The following is a 20,378-nucleotide window of genomic DNA, read 5'->3' as shown; positions in this document are numbered from 1 at the left end:
TTTCAATACCGCGCTAACGGGTTATCAAGAGATCATTACTGATCCGAGCTATTCGCGTCAAATCGTCACTTTGACCTATCCCCATATCGGCAATGTTGGCGTCAATTCGCAAGATGCGGAATCCGATCAAATTCATGCAGCTGGCCTTGTCATTAAGGATTTGCCAAAACGTGTTTCTAACTTTCGCTCTGAGGGGAGCTTAGACGCTTACCTAACAAAAGCAGGTGTAGTTGGCATTTCTGGTATTGATACACGAAAACTCACGCGCATCTTGCGGGATAAAGGTGCTCAATCGGGGGCGATTGTTGCAGGAAAAATGGGGGATGATTGCGAAGCTCTTGGGCAAAAAGCTCTTGGCTTAGCAAAAGCATTTCCTGGTATGGCTGGTCTTGATTTGGCCAAGGTTGTCACTACTAAAAAGCCTTATGACTGGCGTGAAGGCGAGTGGGAGCTATTGGGTCCTAACGGTAAGCCGGGTTATAAAACCTTAGATACTACTAAGCCAACCAAAAAAGTGGTTGCATTTGATTTTGGTGTGAAGCGCAATATATTGCGGATGCTAACTGAACGTGGCTGCGAGTTAACGGTCGTGCCTGCACAAACCAGTGCGGCTGACGTTTTGGCAATGAATCCGGATGGCGTATTTTTTTCAAACGGACCTGGAGATCCGGAACCTTGTGATTACGCAATTGCAGCCGCTAAAGAAATAATTGCTAGGGGCATCCCGACATTTGGCATTTGCTTAGGCCATCAAATCATGGGCTTAGCTGCTGGTGCGAAAACGTTGAAAATGAAGTTCGGTCACCATGGTGCAAATCACCCCGTAAAAGATTTAGATACTGGTCGTGTGGCAATTACCTCTCAAAACCATGGCTTTGCTGTAGATGCTAATACCTTGCCTAGTAATGTGCGGGTAACCCATGTTTCATTATTTGATGGTTCATTGCAGGGCTTGGCATGGACGGATAAGCCAGCCTTGTGCTTCCAGGGCCACCCTGAGGCCTCGCCTGGTCCTCACGATATTGCCTATTTATTTGATCGATTTGTGGAGCTCATGAATGCTGCCAGCAAGAAGGAGGGCAAATAATGCCTAAGCGTAGCGACATTAAGAGCATCTTAATTATTGGCGCTGGTCCGATTGTGATCGGCCAAGCTTGCGAGTTTGATTACTCAGGTGCTCAAGCATGCAAAGCATTGCGTGACGAAGGTTACAAAGTGATTTTGGTCAACAGTAATCCAGCCACCATCATGACAGACCCTGAGATGGCAGATGTCACCTACATCGAACCCATCACTTGGGAGGTGGTTGAGCGCATTATTGCCGCTGAGAGACCTGATGCCATTTTGCCGACTATGGGTGGTCAAACGGCTTTGAACTGCGCTTTGGATTTACACCGTCATGGCGTACTACAAAAATATGATTGCGAACTCATTGGCGCATCACCGGAAGCGATTGATAAAGCAGAGGATCGTCAGAAGTTTAAAGATGCGATGACCAAAATTGGTCTAGGTTCAGCTAAATCTGGGATTGCGCATTCGATGGAAGAGGCGCATGAAGTGCAGCAACGCATTCAAAGAGAAACCGGTAGCTCTGGTTTCCCAGTAGTCATTCGTCCATCATTCACCATGGGTGGATCAGGAGGCGGAATTGCTTATAACCGCGAAGAGTTTGAAGAAATTTGTAAGCGTGGTCTTGATCTATCTCCAACCCACGAGCTATTGATTGAAGAGTCTTTGCTTGGTTGGAAAGAGTTTGAGATGGAAGTGGTGCGTGATCGCAATGACAATTGCATCATCGTTTGTTCTATTGAAAACTTGGATCCGATGGGCGTGCACACCGGCGATTCCATTACGGTGGCACCAGCACAAACCTTGACTGATAAAGAGTATCAATTGATGCGTAACGCATCAATTGCTGTATTGCGTGAAATCGGTGTGGATACTGGCGGTTCGAACGTTCAGTTCTCCATTAATCCCGTAGATGGCCGCATGATTGTGATTGAGATGAATCCTCGGGTATCTCGTTCTTCTGCCTTGGCTTCCAAAGCAACGGGTTTTCCTATTGCAAAGATTGCCGCCAAACTGGCTGTGGGTTATACCCTGGATGAGCTCAAAAATGACATTACTGGCGGAGCAACGCCAGCCTCTTTTGAGCCTTCAATTGACTATGTTGTAACCAAGATTCCACGCTTTGCATTTGAGAAGTTTCCTCAAGCAGATTCTCGCTTGACCACGCAAATGAAATCCGTTGGCGAGGTGATGGCAATTGGCCGCACTTTCCAAGAGTCGTTTCAAAAGGCATTACGTGGTTTAGAAGTTGGTGTTGATGGATTGGATGAAGTTTCCACAGATTTGGATGACATCATTAATGAAATCAATGAACCTGGCCCAGATCGCATTTGGTATTTAGCGGATGCTTTCCGTATGGGAATGGGATTGGATGAGGTTTATAGCGAAACCAAAGTGGATCCATGGTTCTTGGAGCAAGTTGAAGAGCTTGTCACTATTGAGAATGAGCTCAAGCAACGCAAGATTGATAGTCTCTCAGCTGCTGAGCTTCGCTTTGTAAAGCAAAAAGGTTTTTCTGATCGTCGTTTAGCCAAGCTGCTAGGAGTAGATGCATCCTCGGTCCGCGCTGCGCGTCATCGCTTACAAGTTTTGCCTGTCTATAAGCGGGTGGACACCTGCGCAGCAGAGTTCTCCACGAACACGGCCTATATGTACTCCACCTATGAGGCAGAGCATGGTGAGTGCGAATCTCGTCCAACAAATAAAGAAAAGATTATGGTATTGGGTGGTGGCCCGAACCGAATTGGTCAAGGTATTGAATTTGACTACTGCTGTGTGCATGCTGCTTTAGCAATGCGTGACGATGGCTATGAAACCATCATGGTCAACTGCAACCCAGAAACCGTATCTACCGACTATGACACTTCTGATCGCTTGTACTTTGAGCCGCTAACTCTCGAAGATGTATTGGAGATTGTTGCTAAGGAAAAACCAAAAGGCGTCATCGTTCAGTACGGTGGACAAACGCCTTTGAAATTGGCGCTAGATCTGGAGCGTAATGGGGTCCCTATTATTGGCACATCACCAGACATGATTGATGCTGCTGAAGATCGTGAACGTTTCCAGAAGCTGTTGCAAGATCTTGGCTTGCGTCAGCCGCCGAATCGCACAGCGCGCACTGAAGAAGAGGCGCTTAAGTTAGCCGAGGAAATCGGTTACCCATTGGTTGTTCGCCCTTCATATGTGTTGGGTGGTCGTGCAATGGAAATTGTTCATGATGGTCGTGACCTAGAGCGCTATATGCGTGAAGCGGTGAAGGTGTCAAATGACTCACCAGTGCTATTGGATCGTTTCCTCAATGATGCGATTGAGTGTGATGTTGACTCTATTTGTGATGGCAGCAATGTATTTATTGGTGGTGTGATGGAGCATATTGAGCAAGCAGGAGTTCACTCCGGTGACTCAGCATGTTCATTGCCTCCATACTCATTATCAGAGGCAACTATCCAGGAAATTAAGCGTCAAACCGCTGCTATGGCTAAAGGTCTAAACGTGGTTGGGTTGATGAACGTTCAGTTTGCGATTCAGAATGATGGCGGAAATGATGTCATCTATGTGCTTGAAGTGAATCCAAGGGCATCAAGAACCGTACCTTTTGTTTCAAAAGCTACGGGCTTACAGCTTGCGAAGATTGCTGCTCGCTGTATGGTTGGCCAGACTTTGGCGCAACAAGGCATTCAGTCTGAAATTAAGCCCCCTTACTTCTCTGTGAAGGAAGCGGTATTTCCATTTAATAAATTCCCCGGAATTGATCCTATCCTTGGGCCTGAGATGCGTTCTACAGGTGAAGTTATGGGTGTGGGTAAAACTTTTGGTGAAGCATTATTTAAGTCCCAATTGGGTGCGGGTATCAAATTGCCTAAGAGTGGAACGGTACTGCTGACGGTGAAGGATAGTGATAAGGCTAAAGCGGTAGAAGTGGCTAAGCTACTAAACCAACTAGGTTTCCCGATGGTTGCCACCAAAGGCACAGCTGCTGCAATAGAAGCCGCTGGCTTGCCTGTACGCCTGGTTAACAAGGTGAAAGATGGCCGTCCACACATCGTCGATTTCATTAAAAATGGCGAGATTTCGTTAGTGTTTACCACCGTGGATGAAACCCGCACTGCGATTGCGGATTCACGCTCGATACGCACCAGCGCTCAAGCGAATGGCGTGACCTACTACACCACAATTAGTGCGGCGCGCGCTGTGATGGATGGCTTATTGACCTCGCAAAATGGTAGTAAAGAGTCTCTAGAGGTTTATTCCTTGCAGAACTTACATCAGGCACTTAATTAATCTAAAATCACAAATATAGGCGCGTTTTGCGCCTTTTTAAGTTAGGTTAGCAGCATGAGCACAATTCCAATTACCAAGCGTGGTGCCGAGCTCCTCAAGGAGGAGTTGCACCGTCTAAAACATGTAGAACGTCCCGCAGTGATCAACGCGATTGCTGAGGCTCGCGCACAAGGCGATCTTTCTGAGAACGCCGAATACGATGCAGCAAAAGAAAAGCAAGGATTTATTGAAGGCCGCATTCAGGAGCTAGAAGGCAAATTATCTGCGGCGCAGATCATTGATCCAGCAGCTCTAGATGTGTCTGGTCGCGTTGTCTTTGGTGCCACTGTAGATCTAGAAGATTTAGAGGATGGCACCAAATTTACTTATCAAATCGTGGGTGACGACGAAGCTGATATTGCAGCCAATAAGATCTCCATTAGTTCACCGATTGCGCGCGCATTGATCAGTAAAGAAGAGGGTGATGTTGTTGCAGTACAAGCACCCGGTGGTAATCGCGAAGTAGAAATCTTGGCAGTGAAATATATCTAATGGCTCAATCCCAAACCCAGAGAGTTTTTAATGTCATTTCTGGGCTTTGGGTTGGTAGCTATATCGCTGTTGGCTTACTGGTAGTACCAATACTTTTTTCGACGCTAGGCGATAGACAGGTTGCAGGAATGATTGCAGCAAACTTGTTTAAAACTACGGCATACATTGGTGTTGCCTTAAGTGGTTTCCTGATGGTGATGGCCAATCATCTGGTCAGAGTAGGACTCAATCATTTTCGAATCATCCGCTGGATTTTATTGGGATTGCTGGTTTGTACATTGGGTTCAGCGTTCATCATCATCCCTTGGATGAATGCCATACGCGAGCATGCATTGTTTGCAGGAATAGCGGTTCAGGATTCAATAGATGCCGAGTTATTTAAGCGCCTGCACGGTATATCAAGCATCCTTTTTGTTTGTCAGTCGGTACTGGGATTGCTTTTAGTGTGGCGAACAACAAAAAACGTCGACTAGCGACGTTTTTTATTCTTAAGAGCCAAGAGATTTTTTCTTGGTGCTACTCATTCGTACTTTCCGTTTCTTAATGGGTGCAGGTGCTGCCACTGCTTTGCGATATCCCGGTGACGACCAGCCGATTTTGGATTCAGCTGCCTCCGAGCGCAACGGACGCTTCTTTGATTTAGATGTTTTCACAGCCGCAGCCCGTTCAAAAGCGGATCTGCCAGATGATGAGCGACTAGAAGATTTTTTTGTCTGCGATGTTTGTAATGATTTTTTCGTTTGTTTGCTGGATCGGGCTAGATTGGCGTAAGCCTCATCTAGGGCATCTTTAGGTTTCCAAAGTACCAATAACTTACCGATGTGTTGCACCGGGGCAGCATCTAACTTGTCGCAGAGTTCTTCATAGATTGCAACACGAGCTTCGCGATCATCGCCAAAGACACGAACCTTAATAAGGCCATGATGTTTTATTGCTGATTTTGCTTCTTTAATTACCGCAAGAGTTAATCCATCACCGCCAACCATGACGACAGGACTTAAGCCATGGGCATCCGCTTTAAGAGATTTACGTTGTGCAGGGGTAATAGTCAGTGCTGTCATGGTGATGATGATAGAGCATTGATCACTTTCTCTAAAAATTAGTGTGTTTTTGGTGTTTTTCTAGACAAATCCTTTTGCTTTAGGGGCCAGAAACTAGGAAAATGTAGGGCGAAAGTGGATAAGTTGTGGCAAAAAATAAATTTAATAAAAGTTGGTTGCAGGATCACCTTACAGATCCTTATGTGAAGATGGCCCAAAAAGAGGGCTATCGTGCTAGAGCGGTTTACAAGCTGAGTGAAATAGATGAGCAAGACCATCTCATCAAAGCAGGTATGACCATTGTTGATCTTGGCAGCGCTCCAGGAAGTTGGTCTCAATATGTACGTAATCGCTTAACCGAATTGGGTAAAAGCAATCCTAAAGTGGAGTCAGGCAAACCCGATGGTCAAATTATTGCTATTGATATCTTGCCAATGGAAGAGATTGCGGATGTGCACTTTATTCAGGGTGACTTTCGCGAAGAAGAGGGTCTGGCTGCTTTAGAGTCACTATTACCAAAGGAGGCCGATGGCAAGGTGGATCTGGTTCTTTCGGACATGGCTCCTAACCTCTCTGGAGTGGGCGTAGCTGACGCAGCTAGGATGGCATTTTTAGCGGAAATTGCGCTTGATTTTGCTGTTGCACATTTAAAGCCTGAGGGTGCCTTACTGATTAAGTGTTTTAACGGTAGTGGTTACAGCCAGATCGTTGAATCATTTAAAAAGGTCTTTAAATCCGTTGCCTCCAGAAAACCCAAGGCTTCCAGAGCGAGATCGTCTGAGATCTTCTTGTTAGGCAGAAACCTTAAACCACCCAAATAAGGCCCTATTTACACCCCTGATAGCTCAATAACCCCCTGAAATACATGGGTTTAGCAAATAAATCCTCAATTAGCCCTTGAAAAAGGGTGGTAGTAGAATCAAATAGTTAGGAAGCAAATCGCATTTACACCTGGATTTATCCAGAAAAGGACTCAATTTTGAACAGCAATATGTTCCAAAAAATCGGCGTGTGGCTCATTGTGGGTCTGGTGCTTTTTACTGTTTTTAAACAGTTCGATAAGCCAAAGGACCAAACTCAAGTCACTTACTCCCAATTCATGGATGACGCCAAGGCAGGAAAAATTAAGCGCGTTGATGTCCAGGGCCGTACATTGCAAGTGACCCCCGCAGATGGAAATAAATATTCCATTATTTCTCCAGGCGATATTTGGATGGTCGGAGACTTAATGAAGTACGGAGTACAAGTGACTGGTAAGGCAGAAGACGAGCCCAATATGTTGGTATCTGCTCTGTACTATCTTGGACCTACTTTACTGATTATTGGTTTTTGGTTTTTCATGATGCGCCAAATGCAAGGTGGCGGTAAAGGCGGTGCATTCTCTTTTGGGAAATCTAAAGCACGTTTAATTGATGAGAATAGTAATACCGTTACTTTTGCAGATGTCGCAGGATGTGATGAGGCCAAAGAAGAAGTCTTTGAGCTAGTCGACTTCTTAAAAGATCCGCAAAAATTTCAAAAACTCGGCGGACGAATTCCCCATGGCGTCCTATTAGTTGGTCCTCCAGGAACCGGTAAAACCCTTCTAGCTCGTGCTATTGCAGGCGAAGCCAAGGTGCCATTCTTCTCCATTTCAGGCTCTGATTTCGTGGAAATGTTTGTTGGTGTTGGCGCCTCACGTGTGCGTGACATGTTTGAGAACGCAAAAAAGAATTCACCTTGCATCATCTTCATCGACGAGATTGATGCAGTCGGCCGTCATCGTGGCGCTGGTATGGGTGGTGGCAATGATGAGCGTGAACAAACATTAAATCAAATGCTTGTTGAAATGGATGGCTTTGAGAGCAATAGTGGCGTGATTGTTGTTGCCGCTACTAATCGCTCAGATGTATTGGATAGAGCGTTGTTGCGTCCTGGACGTTTTGACCGTCAAGTACATGTGGGTTTACCTGACATACGTGGTCGTGAACAGATCTTGCAAGTACACATGCGCAAAGTTCCAATTGATCCCGATGTCAATGCGGCTGTATTGGCACGCGGCACCCCTGGATTCTCAGGTGCTGATTTAGCGAATTTGGTAAACGAAGCTGCATTATTTGCAGCGCGTCGCAATAAGCGCTCTGTAGATATGAAGGACTTTGAAGATGCTAAGGACAAGATTTACATGGGGCCTGAGCGTAAGTCTGCGGTGATGCGTGAAGAAGAGCGTCGTAATACTGCTTACCATGAGTCTGGGCATGCTGTTGTGGCCAAGGTATTGCCAAAAGCGGACCCTGTTCATAAAGTCACCATCATGCCGCGTGGTATGGCATTGGGTGTCACTTGGCAGCTTCCAGAATTCGATCGAGTCAATCTCTATAAAGATCGCATGCTTGAGGAGTTGGCAATCTTGTTTGGTGGTCGTGCTGCTGAAGAGGTTTTCTTAAACTCGATGAGTACGGGCGCATCTAATGATTTTGAACGTGCCACAAAAATGGCGCGCGACATGGTTACTCGTTATGGTATGAGCGATAGCTTGGGAACAATGGTCTATGTCGATACAGAGTCTGAAAGTATTTTTGGACGCACGAATTCGAAAACAGTTTCTGAGTTAACACAGCAAAAAGTTGATGCAGAAATACGTACATTAATTGATAGCCAATACGCTTTAGCGAAGTCGATCCTAGAGCAGAATCGCGATAAGGTTGAGGCTATGGTAGCGGCATTACTCGAATGGGAAACCATTGATGCAGAGCAAATTAATGACATCATGGAAGGTCGTCCACCACGTGCGCCAAAGCCACCAATTGCAACGCAATTTGGTAACTCGGCTGGAACTACAGGACCGGCAGCGGGTAGCGCCCCAGCAACAGCTTAAGTATTAATTGGAATGACAGCAACAGGCATTCAAGAGATGCCCACAACATGGCGTTGTGGGCGTTTTCTTTTTGACTTCTCTAAACGTCAGCGACCGATTGTGATGGGTATTTTGAATGCAACCCCTGACTCTTTTTCAGATGGGGGTAAGTTCAGAACGCCAAAGGATGCTATAGCCCAAGCAGAGATCATGATTAAGAATGGCGTTGATCTGATTGATATCGGTGGTGAGTCCACGAGACCGGGCGCTGAACCCGTCTCTCTGCAAGAAGAGCTTGATCGAGTAATGCCAGTGATTGAATCATTAAGGGACTGTGGTGTACCGCTTTCAATTGATACTTATAAAGCCCAAACTATGCGGCAAGCATTAAGTGCCGGTGTTGATTGCGTTAATGACATTTGGGCATTGCGACAAGAAGGATCTATTGAGGCGGTCCTTGAGAGTAGTCAATGCGGCATCGTACTCATGCATATGCAACGAGATCCTCTCACAATGCAATTTAATCCAAAATACTGCGATGTTGTTGCTGAAGTAATGCAATTTCTTCAGAAACGAGCATCTTTATTGCTATCAAAAGGTGTTGATCAATCTCGGATTGCAATTGATCCTGGCTTTGGCTTTGGTAAAAGTCTTGAGCACAATCTAGAAATGCTCAATAAGTTTGCAAGTTTCTCGTCTCTAGGTTATCCAGTATTGGCAGGTATTTCTCGAAAATCCATGATAGGTAAAGTCACAGGTAAAGATACTAATGAACGTGTAGCCCCAAGTATTGCCGCTGCCATCATGGCGGCAGATCGAGGCGCTCGAATTGTCAGGGTGCATGATGTACCTGAGACGGTAGATGCCTTAAAGCTTTGGGAGGCAGTTCATCTTGCTCAATAGGCCAGAACACGGCTTTTTATCGGTTTTATAATTGTATCCATGAAAAAACAATACTTTGGAACGGATGGTATCCGCGGTGAAGTTGGGCAATTTCCGATTGTTCCAGAATTCATGACGCGCTTAGGTTACGCCGCTGGCATGGTGCTCAATAAAAGCGCCAAACCAGGAGAGCGTTGCAAAGTATTGATTGGTAAAGATACGCGTGTTTCAGGTTACTTATTGGAAGCAGCTCTAGAGGCAGGTTTTGCGGCGGCAGGCGTTGATGTGATGTTGTGCGGTCCTATACCGACCCCGGGTGTTGCTTATCTCACCAAAGCATTACGTCTTTCAGCGGGTCTTGTGATTTCTGCATCACATAATCCTTATCAAGATAATGGCATTAAATTTTTCTCAGCCAATGGCGATAAATTAGATGATGATTTTGAATTCGCTATCGAAGCGGAGCTAGCTAAGCCAATGGGTTGCGTAAGCGCAAAGGAATTGGGTAAAGCATTTCGCCTCGATGATGCAGCTGGTCGATATATTGAGTTTTGCAAATCGACTTTTCCTGGCGATCTCAATCTCAAAGGAATAAAACTCGTAGTCGATTGCGCTAATGGTGCTGCGTATCACACGGCTCCCCATGTATTTCATGAGCTTGGTGCAGAAGTAATATCGATTGGCGTCACTCCCGATGGCCGTAATATTAATGACGGTTGTGGGGCAACCGCACCTGATGCACTGATCGCCAAGGTCAAAGAGGTAAATGCTGATTTAGGTATCGCTCTAGATGGTGATGCTGACCGTCTGCAAATGGTAGATGCTAGTGGGCGATTATTTAATGGCGATGAGCTACTCTATGTGCTGGCAAAAGACCGCTTAGATCGTGGTCAGCAGTTAGGTGGCGCTGTAGGCACTTTGATGACCAACTTGGCCGTTGAAAATGCAATTAAAGCATTAGGCATTGGCTTTGAACGCGCTAACGTTGGCGATCGTTATGTACTAGAGCTGCTAAAGCAAAAGGGCTGGATTGTTGGGGGCGAGGGATCTGGTCATTTACTCTGTCTTGATCAACATTCGACTGGTGATGGCACGATTGCAGCACTACAAGTCTTGGCGGCAATGTCTCACAACAAGAAAAGTCTTGCACAGTTATTAGATGCCGTGAAAATCTTCCCGCAAGTGCTTCTGAATGTAAAGTTCAAGGCTGGTTATGAATGGAAGTCTGATCCCGCACTGAAATCTCAAATTGCTAAAGTAGAAAATGATTTAAAAGATATTGGCAGGGTCTTAATTCGCGCCTCGGGTACAGAGCCACTTCTGAGGGTAATGGTGGAAACACAAGATGCCCAAGTTGCCATGAATGCTGCAAAGAGTATTGCTCAACTGGTACCAACCGCATAGAGTCAACAGCAAACTTCTGTAAGTTATTGTTTTAATAGAATATTTTCATTTGTGACGTTATTGTCACAAAATCGTAATATTCGACCCTTATCGTCCTTATATCGCGCTATTGCGCCAATTTGAATGAGGACTGATGAAATGAAATCTTTCTTGCAAAAAGCCCTAGTGGTAAGTGCCATTGCAATTGCGCCGAGCGTATTTGCTGCAGATATGACAGGTGCTGGGGCAACTTTCCCTTATCCCATTTATGCAAAATGGGCTGAAGCATATAAAGCTAAGACTGGTTCAAACCTTAACTATCAGTCCATTGGATCATCTGGTGGAATTAAGCAAATCAAAGCGAAAACCGTGGATTTTGGTGCAACCGATAACCCCGTCAAGTTTGATGATTTAGAGAAGGACGGTTTAGTTCAGTTTCCAGCCATTATTGGCGGCGTTGTTCCAGTCATTAACGTGGAGGGTGTTAAGCCTGGGGAAATCAAATTAGACGGCCCTACGCTGGCAGATATTTTCCAGGGTGTTATTTCAGATTGGGGTGATAAACGGATTGCGATTATGAATCCAGGCGTGAAGATCCCAAGTGGTCCGATTACGGTTGTTGTACGCGCAGACGGTTCAGGCACTACAGCTATCTTTACTGACTACCTTGCTAAAACAAGCTCTTTATTTAAAGATGCAGTGGGTTCTGGTGCCTCAGTTAAGTGGCCTGCAGCTTCTACGGTCGGTGGTAAAGGCAATGAAGGTGTTGCTGCCAACGTCTCTCGAGTAAAAAACTCTGTTGGCTATGTTGAATATGCATATGCCAAGAAAAACAAAATGACCTTCATTTCATTAAAAAATAAAGATGGCCAATTTGTTGCGCCTGATGACTTAACATTTGCGGCAGCAGCAGCTAGCACAGATTGGGCAGCGATTCCTGGAATGGGAACATTTATTACCAATGCTCCTGGCGCTAAATCATGGCCTATTACTGGTGCATCTTTTATCCTGATTTATAAAAATCCAGAAAATAAAGCAAACGTTGCAGAAGTGTTGAAGTTCTTTGACTTTGCATTTAAGGATGGAAAGAAGATGGCTGAAGACTTGGACTACGTACCGATGCCTGACAAGACTACGGATTACATACGCAAGAATGTGTGGTCAAAAATTAAGATGTAATCATCTTTTATGATCCCAGAAAATATTTTGAACAAAAATGCACCCTCTGAACAAGCAATCAGAGTGGCAAAAATTCAACGTTGGCAAGATATTGCGTTTCATAGGGGAACGCAGTTTTTTGCCTTGACTGTACTTTTTGCGCTACTGGGAATCATTGTCTCTTTGTTGATCAATGCCTGGCCTGCACTCAAAGAATTTGGCCCTAGTTTTTTTATTACACAAGAATGGGATGTAGTAAATGGTGAATTCGGTGGTCTGATTGCAATATATGGAACATTGGTTACGTCAATGATTGCGTTGCTCATTGCGGTACCACTGAGTTTCGGAATCGCAGTCTTTTTAACTGAACTTTGCCCAGGTTCCTTGCGACGCCCATTGGGTACCGCTGTAGAGTTGCTGGCAGCTGTCCCATCAATTATTTATGGCATGTTTGGTTTATTTATTTTTGCTCCACTGTTTGCTGAATATATACAGCCAGCTTTAGCGGGCACATTAGGAAAAATTCCTGGCTTAGGTATATTGTTCTCCGGCGCATTTAATGGGATTGGCATTCTTTGCGCAGGCTTAATACTAGCAATGATGATTTTGCCCTTTATTGCTTCTGTTATGAGGGATGTGTTTGAGATTGTGCCTCCAGTACTGAAGGAATCTGCTTATGGTATCGGGTGCACAACTTGGGAGGTAGTTTGTAATATCGTTTTACCCTACACAAAAGCTGGCGTAATAGGGGGCATCATGCTTGGCTTGGGGCGTGCTTTAGGAGAGACGATGGCTGTAACTTTTGTGATCGGCAATGCTCATCGTCTTTCGCCATCTCTTTTTGCCCCCGGAAATTCTATTGCGTCAACTCTTGCAAATGAGTTTGGAGAAGCGGAAATAGGCCCACACTTTTCTTCATTATTTGCCTTAGCCCTGGCTTTGTTTGTAATTACTTTCATCGTACTTGCTTCTGCGAAATGGATGCTATGGAATATGGAACGTAAGCAAGGGCTCAAGTCATGAATCAGGCAATATTCAATCGCAGAAAACGAGCCAATAAGATCGGCTTATTGCTCTCCCTATTTGCAATGGCTATAGGCATGTTGTTTTTACTATGGATTCTGAGCATTCTTCTATACAAAGGATTCTCTGCTATTCACTTACCACTTTTTTTCGAAAGTACGCCTGCTCCGGGGTCGGAAGGTGGTGGTTTGGCTAATGCTATTGTTGGAAGTTTGCTTCTGGTTGGATGCTGCACATTGATTAGCACTCCTATTGGAGTCATGGCTGGTATTTACTTATCTGAGTACGGGGATCAAAGTAAAGTTGCCTCGATTACTCGCTTTGTTACCGATATCATGCTTTCGGCGCCTTCGATAGTGATTGGCTTATTTGTATATGCGTTAATCGTTGCGCAAGTAAAGCACTTTTCTGGCTGGGCTGGTACCGTAGCCCTTTCTCTTATTGCCATTCCTGTCATTGTTCGTACAACAGAAAATATGTTACGGCTTGTTCCTGGAAGCCTTAGGGAGGCTGCGTACGCATTAGGCGCGCCAAAATGGAAGGTTGCGTTTATGGTTACCTTAAGAGCAGCGCAAAGTGGTGTGATGACCGGTGTATTGCTTGCATTGGCACGGGTCAGCGGAGAAACAGCGCCTCTATTATTCACAGCGCTGAATAATCAATTTTTCTCAATCAACATGAATGCGCCTATGGCAAATCTTCCTGTGGTGATATTCCAGTTTGCAATGAGCCCATATGAAAACTGGGTTCAACTTGCATGGGGCGGCGCACTGCTAATTACATTTACTGTGCTGGCTTTAAATATTATTGCTCGTGTAGTTTTCCGCAAAAAGGTACAAGCCTAATTATGAACGCTTTAGAAATCCGAAATCTTAACTTTTTTTATGGCAGTTACCAGGGCTTAAAGAATATCAATTTAGATATTCAAGAAAAGAAGGTAACGGCTTTTATTGGTCCATCTGGCTGCGGCAAATCCACACTACTGCGTTCTCTCAATCGCATGTACGACCTTTATCCAGGACAAAGGGCAGAGGGCGAGATCAATTTTTATGGCGAGAACATTTTAGAATCTAATCGCGATCTCAATCTTCTAAGATCGAGGATCGGGATGGTGTTTCAAAAGCCAACACCATTTCCGATGTCAATCTATGAAAATATTGCATTTGGGGTGCGTTTATATGACAAGCTTTCTCGCTCAGAGATGGATGATCGTGTTGAGTGGGCCCTAAATAAGGCCGCATTATGGGGTGAGGTAAAGGATAAATTGCATCAGAGCGGCCTATCGTTATCAGGTGGCCAACAACAGCGTCTATGTATAGCCCGCGGGGTAGCAGTGAAGCCCTCCGTTCTTTTGCTTGATGAGCCTACCTCGGCCCTTGATCCGATATCTACCGCAAAGATTGAGGAGCTCATTAACGAACTCAAAAACGACTACACCATTGCAATCGTGACTCACAATATGCAACAAGCTGCTCGCGTTTCTGACTTTACTGCATATATGTATCTTGGAAGCTTGATTGAGTTTGGCAAAACAGATGAGATTTTTATAAAGCCAAAACGCAAAGAAACTGAAGACTATATTACCGGCCGTTTTGGCTAAAGGAAAATACAATGCCAGATAAACACTTATCATCCCAATTTGATGTAGATTTAAATGGGCTATGCAGCAAACTCCTTGAAATGGGGGGTCTTGTAGAGCAACAAATTTCAAATGCAATGCGCGCATTTGCTGATATGGATATTCAAATTTGCAATCAGGTCATTGCAAATGAAAAACTTGTAAATGACTACGAGATTCAAATTGATCTCGCCTGCACAGAATTTATTGCAAGAAGACAACCTACGGCTCGCGATCTTCGCTTGGTCATGGCAATATCAAAAGCTATTACGAATTTAGAAAGGGCTGGCGATGAGGCAGAGAGGGTAGCCAGACGAACAAAACGGTTAATTGAAGCAAATCATCAGTCTGACATTAACGTTGCTGAGATTAAGTTATCAGGTCAGATGGCTGTATCCTTGCTTCGCCGCAGCCTCGATTCATTCGCCCGTTTGGACACGAAATCTGCTGTTGCAGTCGTCCAAGAAGACCGTCAAATCGATGAGGAATTTAGGGCCTTTGTACGCAAATTAATCTCTTACATGATGGAGGATCCCAAGACCATTACTGCAGGCTTAGACATGCTCTCCATCGCAAAGGCAATTGAGCGTATTGGCGATCATGCTAAGAATATTGCTGAATTTGTAATTTACATTGCAAAAGGGGCTGATGTGCGCCATGCTTCACACGAAGATTTAGTGCGGGAAGCCAGTAAATCTGATTAGAATTGGCAATATGCCTAATCACATATTAATTGTTGAAGACGAGCCTTCAATTGCTGAGTTGATTTCTATCAACTTACTCCATGAGGGATATGTGATTAAGAAAGCTTTGCAGACGGAAGAAGCCGCGATTTCTATTCGTCATTCTTTACCGGATTTGATCATTTTGGATTGGATGCTCCCCGGTAAGTCTGGTGTTCAATTTGCAAAGGAGCTTCGTCAAAACGAGCAAACTTGCGCCATTCCCATACTCATGTTGACTGCGAAAGGCGAAGAGGGCGATAAAGTAACTGGTTTGGATGCGGGGGCAGATGATTATGTGACAAAGCCATTTTCTCCTAGGGAGTTAATGGCTAGAGTGAGGGCTCTATTACGCCGTCATGATAACGGGCAATCGGATGAGCTTATAACTGTTGATTTGCTATCTCTTGATAGCATTGCCCATCGAGTTTGGGTTGATAAAAATTTACCAAACCCCAAAGAGATTAAGCTTGGCCCAACTGAATTTCGTCTCCTAGAGCATTTCATGAGGCATCCTGAGCGAGTTCACTCGAGAACAAACTTGCTGGATCAAGTGTGGGGCAGCGATACTTATATTGAAGAGCGTACTGTAGATGTGCATATAAAGCGATTACGAGACGCCTTAGGGGAAGTGGGCTGTGGAGAAATGGTAGAAACTGTGCGAGGAAGTGGGTATCGCCTCAGAAAATTGCAACGTTCATAGACCAAGCTAAGACATGATTTATTTTTTTGGGCGCTTTGTAGTTATATTGGCTCTTGCAGCCTCTTTAGCTTGGCTCTCCATGAGGCAGTGGGGTGTGCTTGCTGGTTATTTAGTCGGATTTCTGGTCCTTTCTATCCCGCTAATCTATTCATATGTCAATTTAGCGCGCCTAATAAAGTTTATTTCACTCGATCGTGTTGAATCTCTACCAGGTTCCAGTGGCGCATGGGATGAGGCCTTCTCTCGTCTTGAGAAGCATGTCCGCACCATGAAATTGCAAGTGAGAACCATTGAGAAGCAACACGAACGTTTTATTGAGGCATTTCAGGCTTCGCCAAATGGCATCATCATGCTCGATGATGTTGATCAAATTGAATGGTGTAATTCAATTGCTGAATATTTCTTTGGTATTGCAATCCAGCGTGATGCACAGCAGCGCATTAATTATTTAATTCGTCGCCCAGAGTTTATTCGTTACTTAAACGATAGATTGTTTGATGAGCCCTTATTAATTGAGCAAATGGGGCCCAACGGTAATTTAAGTTTGTTAGTGCAGATTTTTCCATTTGCGGAAAATCGACGACTACTATTAGCTCAAGATGTGACCGACTTGCGCAAGGCAGAGGCAATGCGTAGAGATTTTGTCGCCAATGTATCTCACGAGATGCGTACCCCTCTAACAGTCATGATGGGATTTTTGGAAACCGTTCAAACTCTAGATCTTGATCAAGCTCAAAAGGATGAATACTTAGGTCTTATGATGACTCAAGGTAAAAGAATGAAAAGCTTAGTTGAAGATTTGCTGACCCTGGCAAATCTTGAGGCGAATTCACAGCCAGCTTCGATGACAATCGTTCCGATGAAATCAATTTTTGCCTTGCTGAAAGATGAAGCTATGGCCTTATCAAATGGTGCTCATCAGCTGAATTTTCAATGTGATACGGACCATTTTATTTTGGGTGAGGAGCGTGAATTAATCTCTGCAATGAGCAATCTTATTTCTAATGCGATTCGATACACTCCAGCTGGAGGTGCCATTAAAGTCATCTGGCATCTTAATCATGATGGCTTAGGCGAGTTTATTGTGCAAGATACTGGTCCTGGAATTTCGCCTGAGCATTTACCAAGACTGACTGAACGTTTTTATCGTGTGGATCGTAGTCGCTCACGGGAAACAGGTGGTACTGGCTTGGGTCTTGCGATTGTTAAACATATTGCTACAAGACACCAAGCAACATTACAAATAGATAGCAAAATTGGCGAAGGCAGTGTCTTTAGATTACAGTTTCCAAACACTCGCATTAGCTCCGAATTAATCTAAAACGTACCCCGTAAGCCCACCATGACACTCCTTCCTGGTTGTGGCGCATAGAGTCTTACTGCCATTGGCGTAGTGGCATACCGAATTTGCTCATTGAGAAGGTTCTTCAAATTCATGAAGAGCGTCCAATTCACCGCATTAATTTTCTCGGTATAGGCGATACCGGCATTAAGCAAGTTATAGCTTGGTGCAGGGCCTTGCTCCCAGCTTGCCAAACGATTCTGTTGGAAACTGTAGATATACGTTGCATTAGCGAGCCAGCCATTTTTTTCATGAGCAATTTCAGCGCCTAATCGAGGGGCGGGCTGCAATGGAAGATTACCACCAGCATCAAAACTGCCCTGAGAAGCGTCGCCAAAAATTCTTGCGCCCAAACCTTTTTCTCTCCAGTTGTAGGTCAGCTCGCCTTCAATGCCTTTGATCGTTGCAGCAGCCTGCTGTGCAACTACGACATTAAAGCCATTTGCATCGCCACCATTGATATAGCTACCCGTGTAATAACCATAGATGTAGTTATTGAATCGATTGGCATAAAGACTGGCTTTGCCGCGAAGCAATCCAGACGTCTTTTGAATATTGAATTCCAAATTGTGGGATGTTTCCTTATTGAGATTGGGATTGCCAATATCAAATGTTGCGGTGGATTCATGAGCCCCATAGGAATACAACTCTTGAGCGCTAGGAGCGCGTTGAGAAACGGTATAAGCAACACCGACTCCATGGCCGCTCATATAGTTCCATAATCCGCCAGCAGAATATGACAATAAATTAAACGCTCTGTTCTGCAAATTAATGTTGGGTGTCAGTCCAATTGGATCAATCGTTGGCTGTGGAATCAGTTCGGTACCTAAGTTGGGGTTTTGTCCAACATTGTTGTACCGCACCCCTAAGCTTCCTTGAAGAGCGTTCCATTTACCTTCCTCTATCCAAAAAAGCGCACTTGAATTCGTTTTTGTAGGAGGAACGATTGCATAGCTTCCTGTGCCTACCTCGGCAGCATTAAGAGATGATGTTGTGAATTGAGCGCCAACAGTGCCTTTCCAGCCAGCAATAGGATTGTGAGCTAGCTCTAAACGTGCCTCATTGGCAATGTTTTTCCATACTGAGGCTGCTTCACCAGCATTGGTAAATTCAGTATGGTTGTAATTGGTGTTGGCCGCACTAAATTTAAAAGAGGAAAATCCCGAAAAAGGATCTCTCGTTTGATGTTGTAAATCATAGCGATTCTGTGACTGATTGATTGAGCCACCCTCTGGTGTGGGAATGCCGTAGTTATTATTTAAACGTTCTACAGATACCCCTGTGTAACCATTTTGCCCAATATAAGAAACGCCAACCCCAAGATTATTTTGATTGCTAAAAGAGTTTGGTAGCTTTCCGGTGTAGTTATTACCACCATTACCATCAGGTGGAACAGTCCATCCACCAGGGGGCTCGCCCTGAGATTGAGTTGAGCTGCCTGGAATCGTATAGTTATTCGCATTATTGATAGCGGTATCAACGTGTACTGCTACAGAGCCATAGGCACCATCAACTTCTAACGAGCCTGCACGTCCGTTGTTAACGGTTTCATAGCTCGTATTTATTGCCCCTGTTGGCCTATCGGGTAGGTTTGTCAAAATGCGATCATTGACGACATTGACTAGTCCACCGCTGGAGCCTGATCCATAGAGTAGCGCGGCAGCACCACGCAAAATTTCAACTTGATGCGCGTTTTGCAGATTATTTCCAACCGCATGATCTTGTGAAATATTGGAAACATCTCCTACTGACAAACCGTTTTGCAAAATCTGAACTCGAGAGCCTTCAAGACCCCTGATGACAGGACGTGACGATCCAGCGCCATAGCCTGTGGCAGATACACCCAGTTCATTTGCCAAGGTGGCACCCAATGTTGAACCTAATTTATTGAGTAATTCTTCGCCCTGTAATATTTTGGTAGGCGTCAAAATGCTCTGGGCAGATTCCTGGCTTCCGGTTGCGGTAATTTCTAGACTGGGTGCGGAGGTTTGTGCGTTCGCGCAGTTAATTCCCATGCCAGAGATCATGACCAATAGCATTCGTCTTTTAAAAAGTGTACTTACGTGATTCACAAGAATCCCCTTTACTTCACAAACCCTTTCAGGTTTGCGTATCAATGAAACCGGGGCAAATGCCCAGCAGCTAATAATGACTAGATAAGAAGGGTGGGTGGAGCGCGAGACTGGTAAGCAAGGGCTGAGGTTTGTGCAAAATGAAATTGTTGCTTGCTTGCTAGGTGAGGAATTACAACTGATGTAGCTAAACCCTCAGATGAGGATTTCGGAATAAATCCAGCCAAACTAAGAGCGTCAAACAGGTGACATATCTCAGTGCTATGACTCAGAGTAGTATCGTTTTCTACCGCATAAGATTTCGAGAGTGCCTGATGGTCTTTAGCCGCGTGTGAAATGCTATGGGCATACCCAATCCAGTGAGTTCCTAACAGGCAAACTAAAAGCAAAGCGCTGGCCAAAACACCTTGAGCTTGTTTGAGTAATTTGCTTGAAAAATAGGCAACCATGGCCGAAATCTTACAGTATTTGCCCCAAAAGGCCCTGTCGGTGTAGAATATCGGTTCCGTCGGAGTGTAGCGCAGCCTGGTAGCGCACCTGCTTTGGGAGCAGGGGGTCCAAGGTTCGAATCCTTGTACTCCGACCATTTCTCTATTTGTTCTAGATAAAATCCCAGCCAATATCTGCCCATAGCTCAGCTGGATAGAGCAACGGCCTTCTAAGCCGTAGGTCGCAGGTTCGACTCCTGCTGGGCAGGCCAAATTTCTTCGAGCAATCT

Annotated in this window: 18 protein-coding genes and 2 tRNA genes; 17 read left to right on the top strand and 3 right to left on the bottom strand. The window is 44.9% G+C overall.

Going from position 1 to position 20,378, the window contains the following annotated elements:
- The 4 genes from carA to KIH43_RS02355 all read left to right on the top strand — a co-directional run.
- The coding region (gene carA / locus KIH43_RS02370) for a glutamine-hydrolyzing carbamoyl-phosphate synthase small subunit (RefSeq protein WP_297717342.1) at nt 1-1,087 on the top strand (1,087 nt) is incomplete at its 5' end.
- On the top strand, nt 1,087-4,350 hold the full coding sequence (gene carB, locus KIH43_RS02365) for a carbamoyl-phosphate synthase large subunit (RefSeq protein ID WP_297717340.1): 3,264 nt from the start codon (nt 1,087-1,089) through the stop codon (nt 4,348-4,350). The genes carA and carB, both read left to right, overlap by 1 nt.
- A gap of 54 nt (nt 4,351-4,404) precedes the next feature.
- The gene (greA, locus tag KIH43_RS02360; protein ID WP_297717338.1) at nt 4,405-4,881 is read left to right on the top strand and encodes a transcription elongation factor GreA; all 477 of its coding nucleotides are present in this window, start codon (nt 4,405-4,407) and stop codon (nt 4,879-4,881) included.
- The gene (locus KIH43_RS02355) at nt 4,881-5,354 is read left to right on the top strand and encodes a DUF4149 domain-containing protein (RefSeq protein WP_297717336.1); all 474 of its coding nucleotides are present in this window, start codon (nt 4,881-4,883) and stop codon (nt 5,352-5,354) included. Before greA ends, KIH43_RS02355 begins: the two co-directional genes overlap by 1 nt.
- A gap of 15 nt (nt 5,355-5,369) precedes the next feature.
- Here the strand turns inward: KIH43_RS02355 and KIH43_RS02350 are convergent, their stop codons facing one another.
- Entirely contained in the window at nt 5,370-5,942 is a 573-nt protein-coding gene (locus KIH43_RS02350) for a YhbY family RNA-binding protein (RefSeq protein ID WP_297717334.1), read from the bottom strand.
- A gap of 125 nt (nt 5,943-6,067) precedes the next feature.
- Between KIH43_RS02350 and KIH43_RS02345 the strand changes: the two genes are divergently transcribed.
- The 11 genes from KIH43_RS02345 to phoR all read left to right on the top strand — a co-directional run bounded on the left by KIH43_RS02345 (nt 6,068) and on the right by phoR (nt 17,567).
- A complete protein-coding gene (locus tag KIH43_RS02345; protein ID WP_296969747.1) occupies nt 6,068-6,742 on the top strand; it encodes an RlmE family RNA methyltransferase in 675 nt (224 codons plus the stop codon).
- A gap of 158 nt (nt 6,743-6,900) precedes the next feature.
- On the top strand, nt 6,901-8,778 hold the full coding sequence (gene ftsH, locus KIH43_RS02340; RefSeq protein WP_296969750.1) for an ATP-dependent zinc metalloprotease FtsH: 1,878 nt from the start codon (nt 6,901-6,903) through the stop codon (nt 8,776-8,778).
- Nucleotides 8,779-8,790: 12 nt separating this feature from the next.
- Nucleotides 8,791-9,660, top strand: a complete 870-nt coding sequence (gene folP, locus KIH43_RS02335; protein ID WP_297717330.1) for a dihydropteroate synthase — start codon at nt 8,791-8,793, stop codon at nt 9,658-9,660.
- 39 nt (nt 9,661-9,699) lie between these two features.
- Entirely contained in the window at nt 9,700-11,043 is a 1,344-nt protein-coding gene (gene glmM, locus KIH43_RS02330; RefSeq protein ID WP_297717327.1) for a phosphoglucosamine mutase, read from the top strand.
- A gap of 138 nt (nt 11,044-11,181) precedes the next feature.
- Nucleotides 11,182-12,201, top strand: a complete 1,020-nt coding sequence (gene pstS, locus KIH43_RS02325) for a phosphate ABC transporter substrate-binding protein PstS (RefSeq protein ID WP_297717324.1) — start codon at nt 11,182-11,184, stop codon at nt 12,199-12,201.
- Nucleotides 12,202-12,210: 9 nt separating this feature from the next.
- On the top strand, nt 12,211-13,203 hold the full coding sequence (gene pstC / locus KIH43_RS02320) for a phosphate ABC transporter permease subunit PstC (RefSeq protein ID WP_297717321.1): 993 nt from the start codon (nt 12,211-12,213) through the stop codon (nt 13,201-13,203).
- Nucleotides 13,200-14,048, top strand: a complete 849-nt coding sequence (pstA, locus tag KIH43_RS02315) for a phosphate ABC transporter permease PstA (protein ID WP_297717318.1) — start codon at nt 13,200-13,202, stop codon at nt 14,046-14,048. The genes pstC and pstA overlap by 4 nt, the downstream gene beginning before the upstream one ends.
- A gap of 2 nt (nt 14,049-14,050) precedes the next feature.
- The gene (gene pstB / locus KIH43_RS02310; RefSeq protein ID WP_297717316.1) at nt 14,051-14,803 is read left to right on the top strand and encodes a phosphate ABC transporter ATP-binding protein PstB; all 753 of its coding nucleotides are present in this window, start codon (nt 14,051-14,053) and stop codon (nt 14,801-14,803) included.
- A gap of 11 nt (nt 14,804-14,814) precedes the next feature.
- The gene (gene phoU / locus KIH43_RS02305; RefSeq protein ID WP_297717314.1) at nt 14,815-15,525 is read left to right on the top strand and encodes a phosphate signaling complex protein PhoU; all 711 of its coding nucleotides are present in this window, start codon (nt 14,815-14,817) and stop codon (nt 15,523-15,525) included.
- Nucleotides 15,526-15,535: 10 nt separating this feature from the next.
- The gene (gene phoB, locus KIH43_RS02300) at nt 15,536-16,246 is read left to right on the top strand and encodes a phosphate regulon transcriptional regulator PhoB (RefSeq protein WP_297717311.1); all 711 of its coding nucleotides are present in this window, start codon (nt 15,536-15,538) and stop codon (nt 16,244-16,246) included.
- Between the two features lie 13 nt (nt 16,247-16,259).
- Nucleotides 16,260-17,567: a phosphate regulon sensor histidine kinase PhoR gene (gene phoR / locus KIH43_RS02295; protein ID WP_296970604.1), complete on the top strand. Its 1,308-nt coding sequence runs from the start codon at nt 16,260-16,262 to the stop codon at nt 17,565-17,567.
- Here phoR and KIH43_RS02290 read toward each other — a convergent pair.
- Together KIH43_RS02290 and KIH43_RS02285 are read right to left on the bottom strand one after the other, a co-directional pair.
- A complete protein-coding gene (locus KIH43_RS02290) occupies nt 17,564-19,660 on the bottom strand; it encodes a TonB-dependent receptor (protein WP_297717308.1) in 2,097 nt (698 codons plus the stop codon). The genes phoR and KIH43_RS02290 overlap by 4 nt on opposite strands.
- A gap of 80 nt (nt 19,661-19,740) precedes the next feature.
- Complete coding sequence (locus KIH43_RS02285) at nt 19,741-20,109, bottom strand: hypothetical protein (protein WP_297717305.1); 369 nt, start codon at nt 20,107-20,109, stop codon at nt 19,741-19,743.
- A gap of 60 nt (nt 20,110-20,169) precedes the next feature.
- Between KIH43_RS02285 and KIH43_RS02280 the strand changes: the two genes are divergently transcribed.
- Nucleotides 20,170-20,246: transfer RNA gene (locus tag KIH43_RS02280), tRNA-Pro, on the top strand.
- A 37-nt stretch (nt 20,247-20,283) separates the two neighbouring features.
- A tRNA-Arg gene (locus tag KIH43_RS02275) sits at nt 20,284-20,360 on the top strand.
- The last annotated feature ends 18 nt before the right edge of the window (nt 20,361-20,378 follow it).

This window comes from Polynucleobacter sp. (genome assembly GCF_018500155.2).
Taxonomy (GTDB): Bacteria; Pseudomonadota; Gammaproteobacteria; order Burkholderiales; family Burkholderiaceae; genus Polynucleobacter.
The sequence above is the reverse complement of the archived record's forward strand: the minus strand, read 5'-3'. Positions and strand labels throughout refer to the sequence as shown.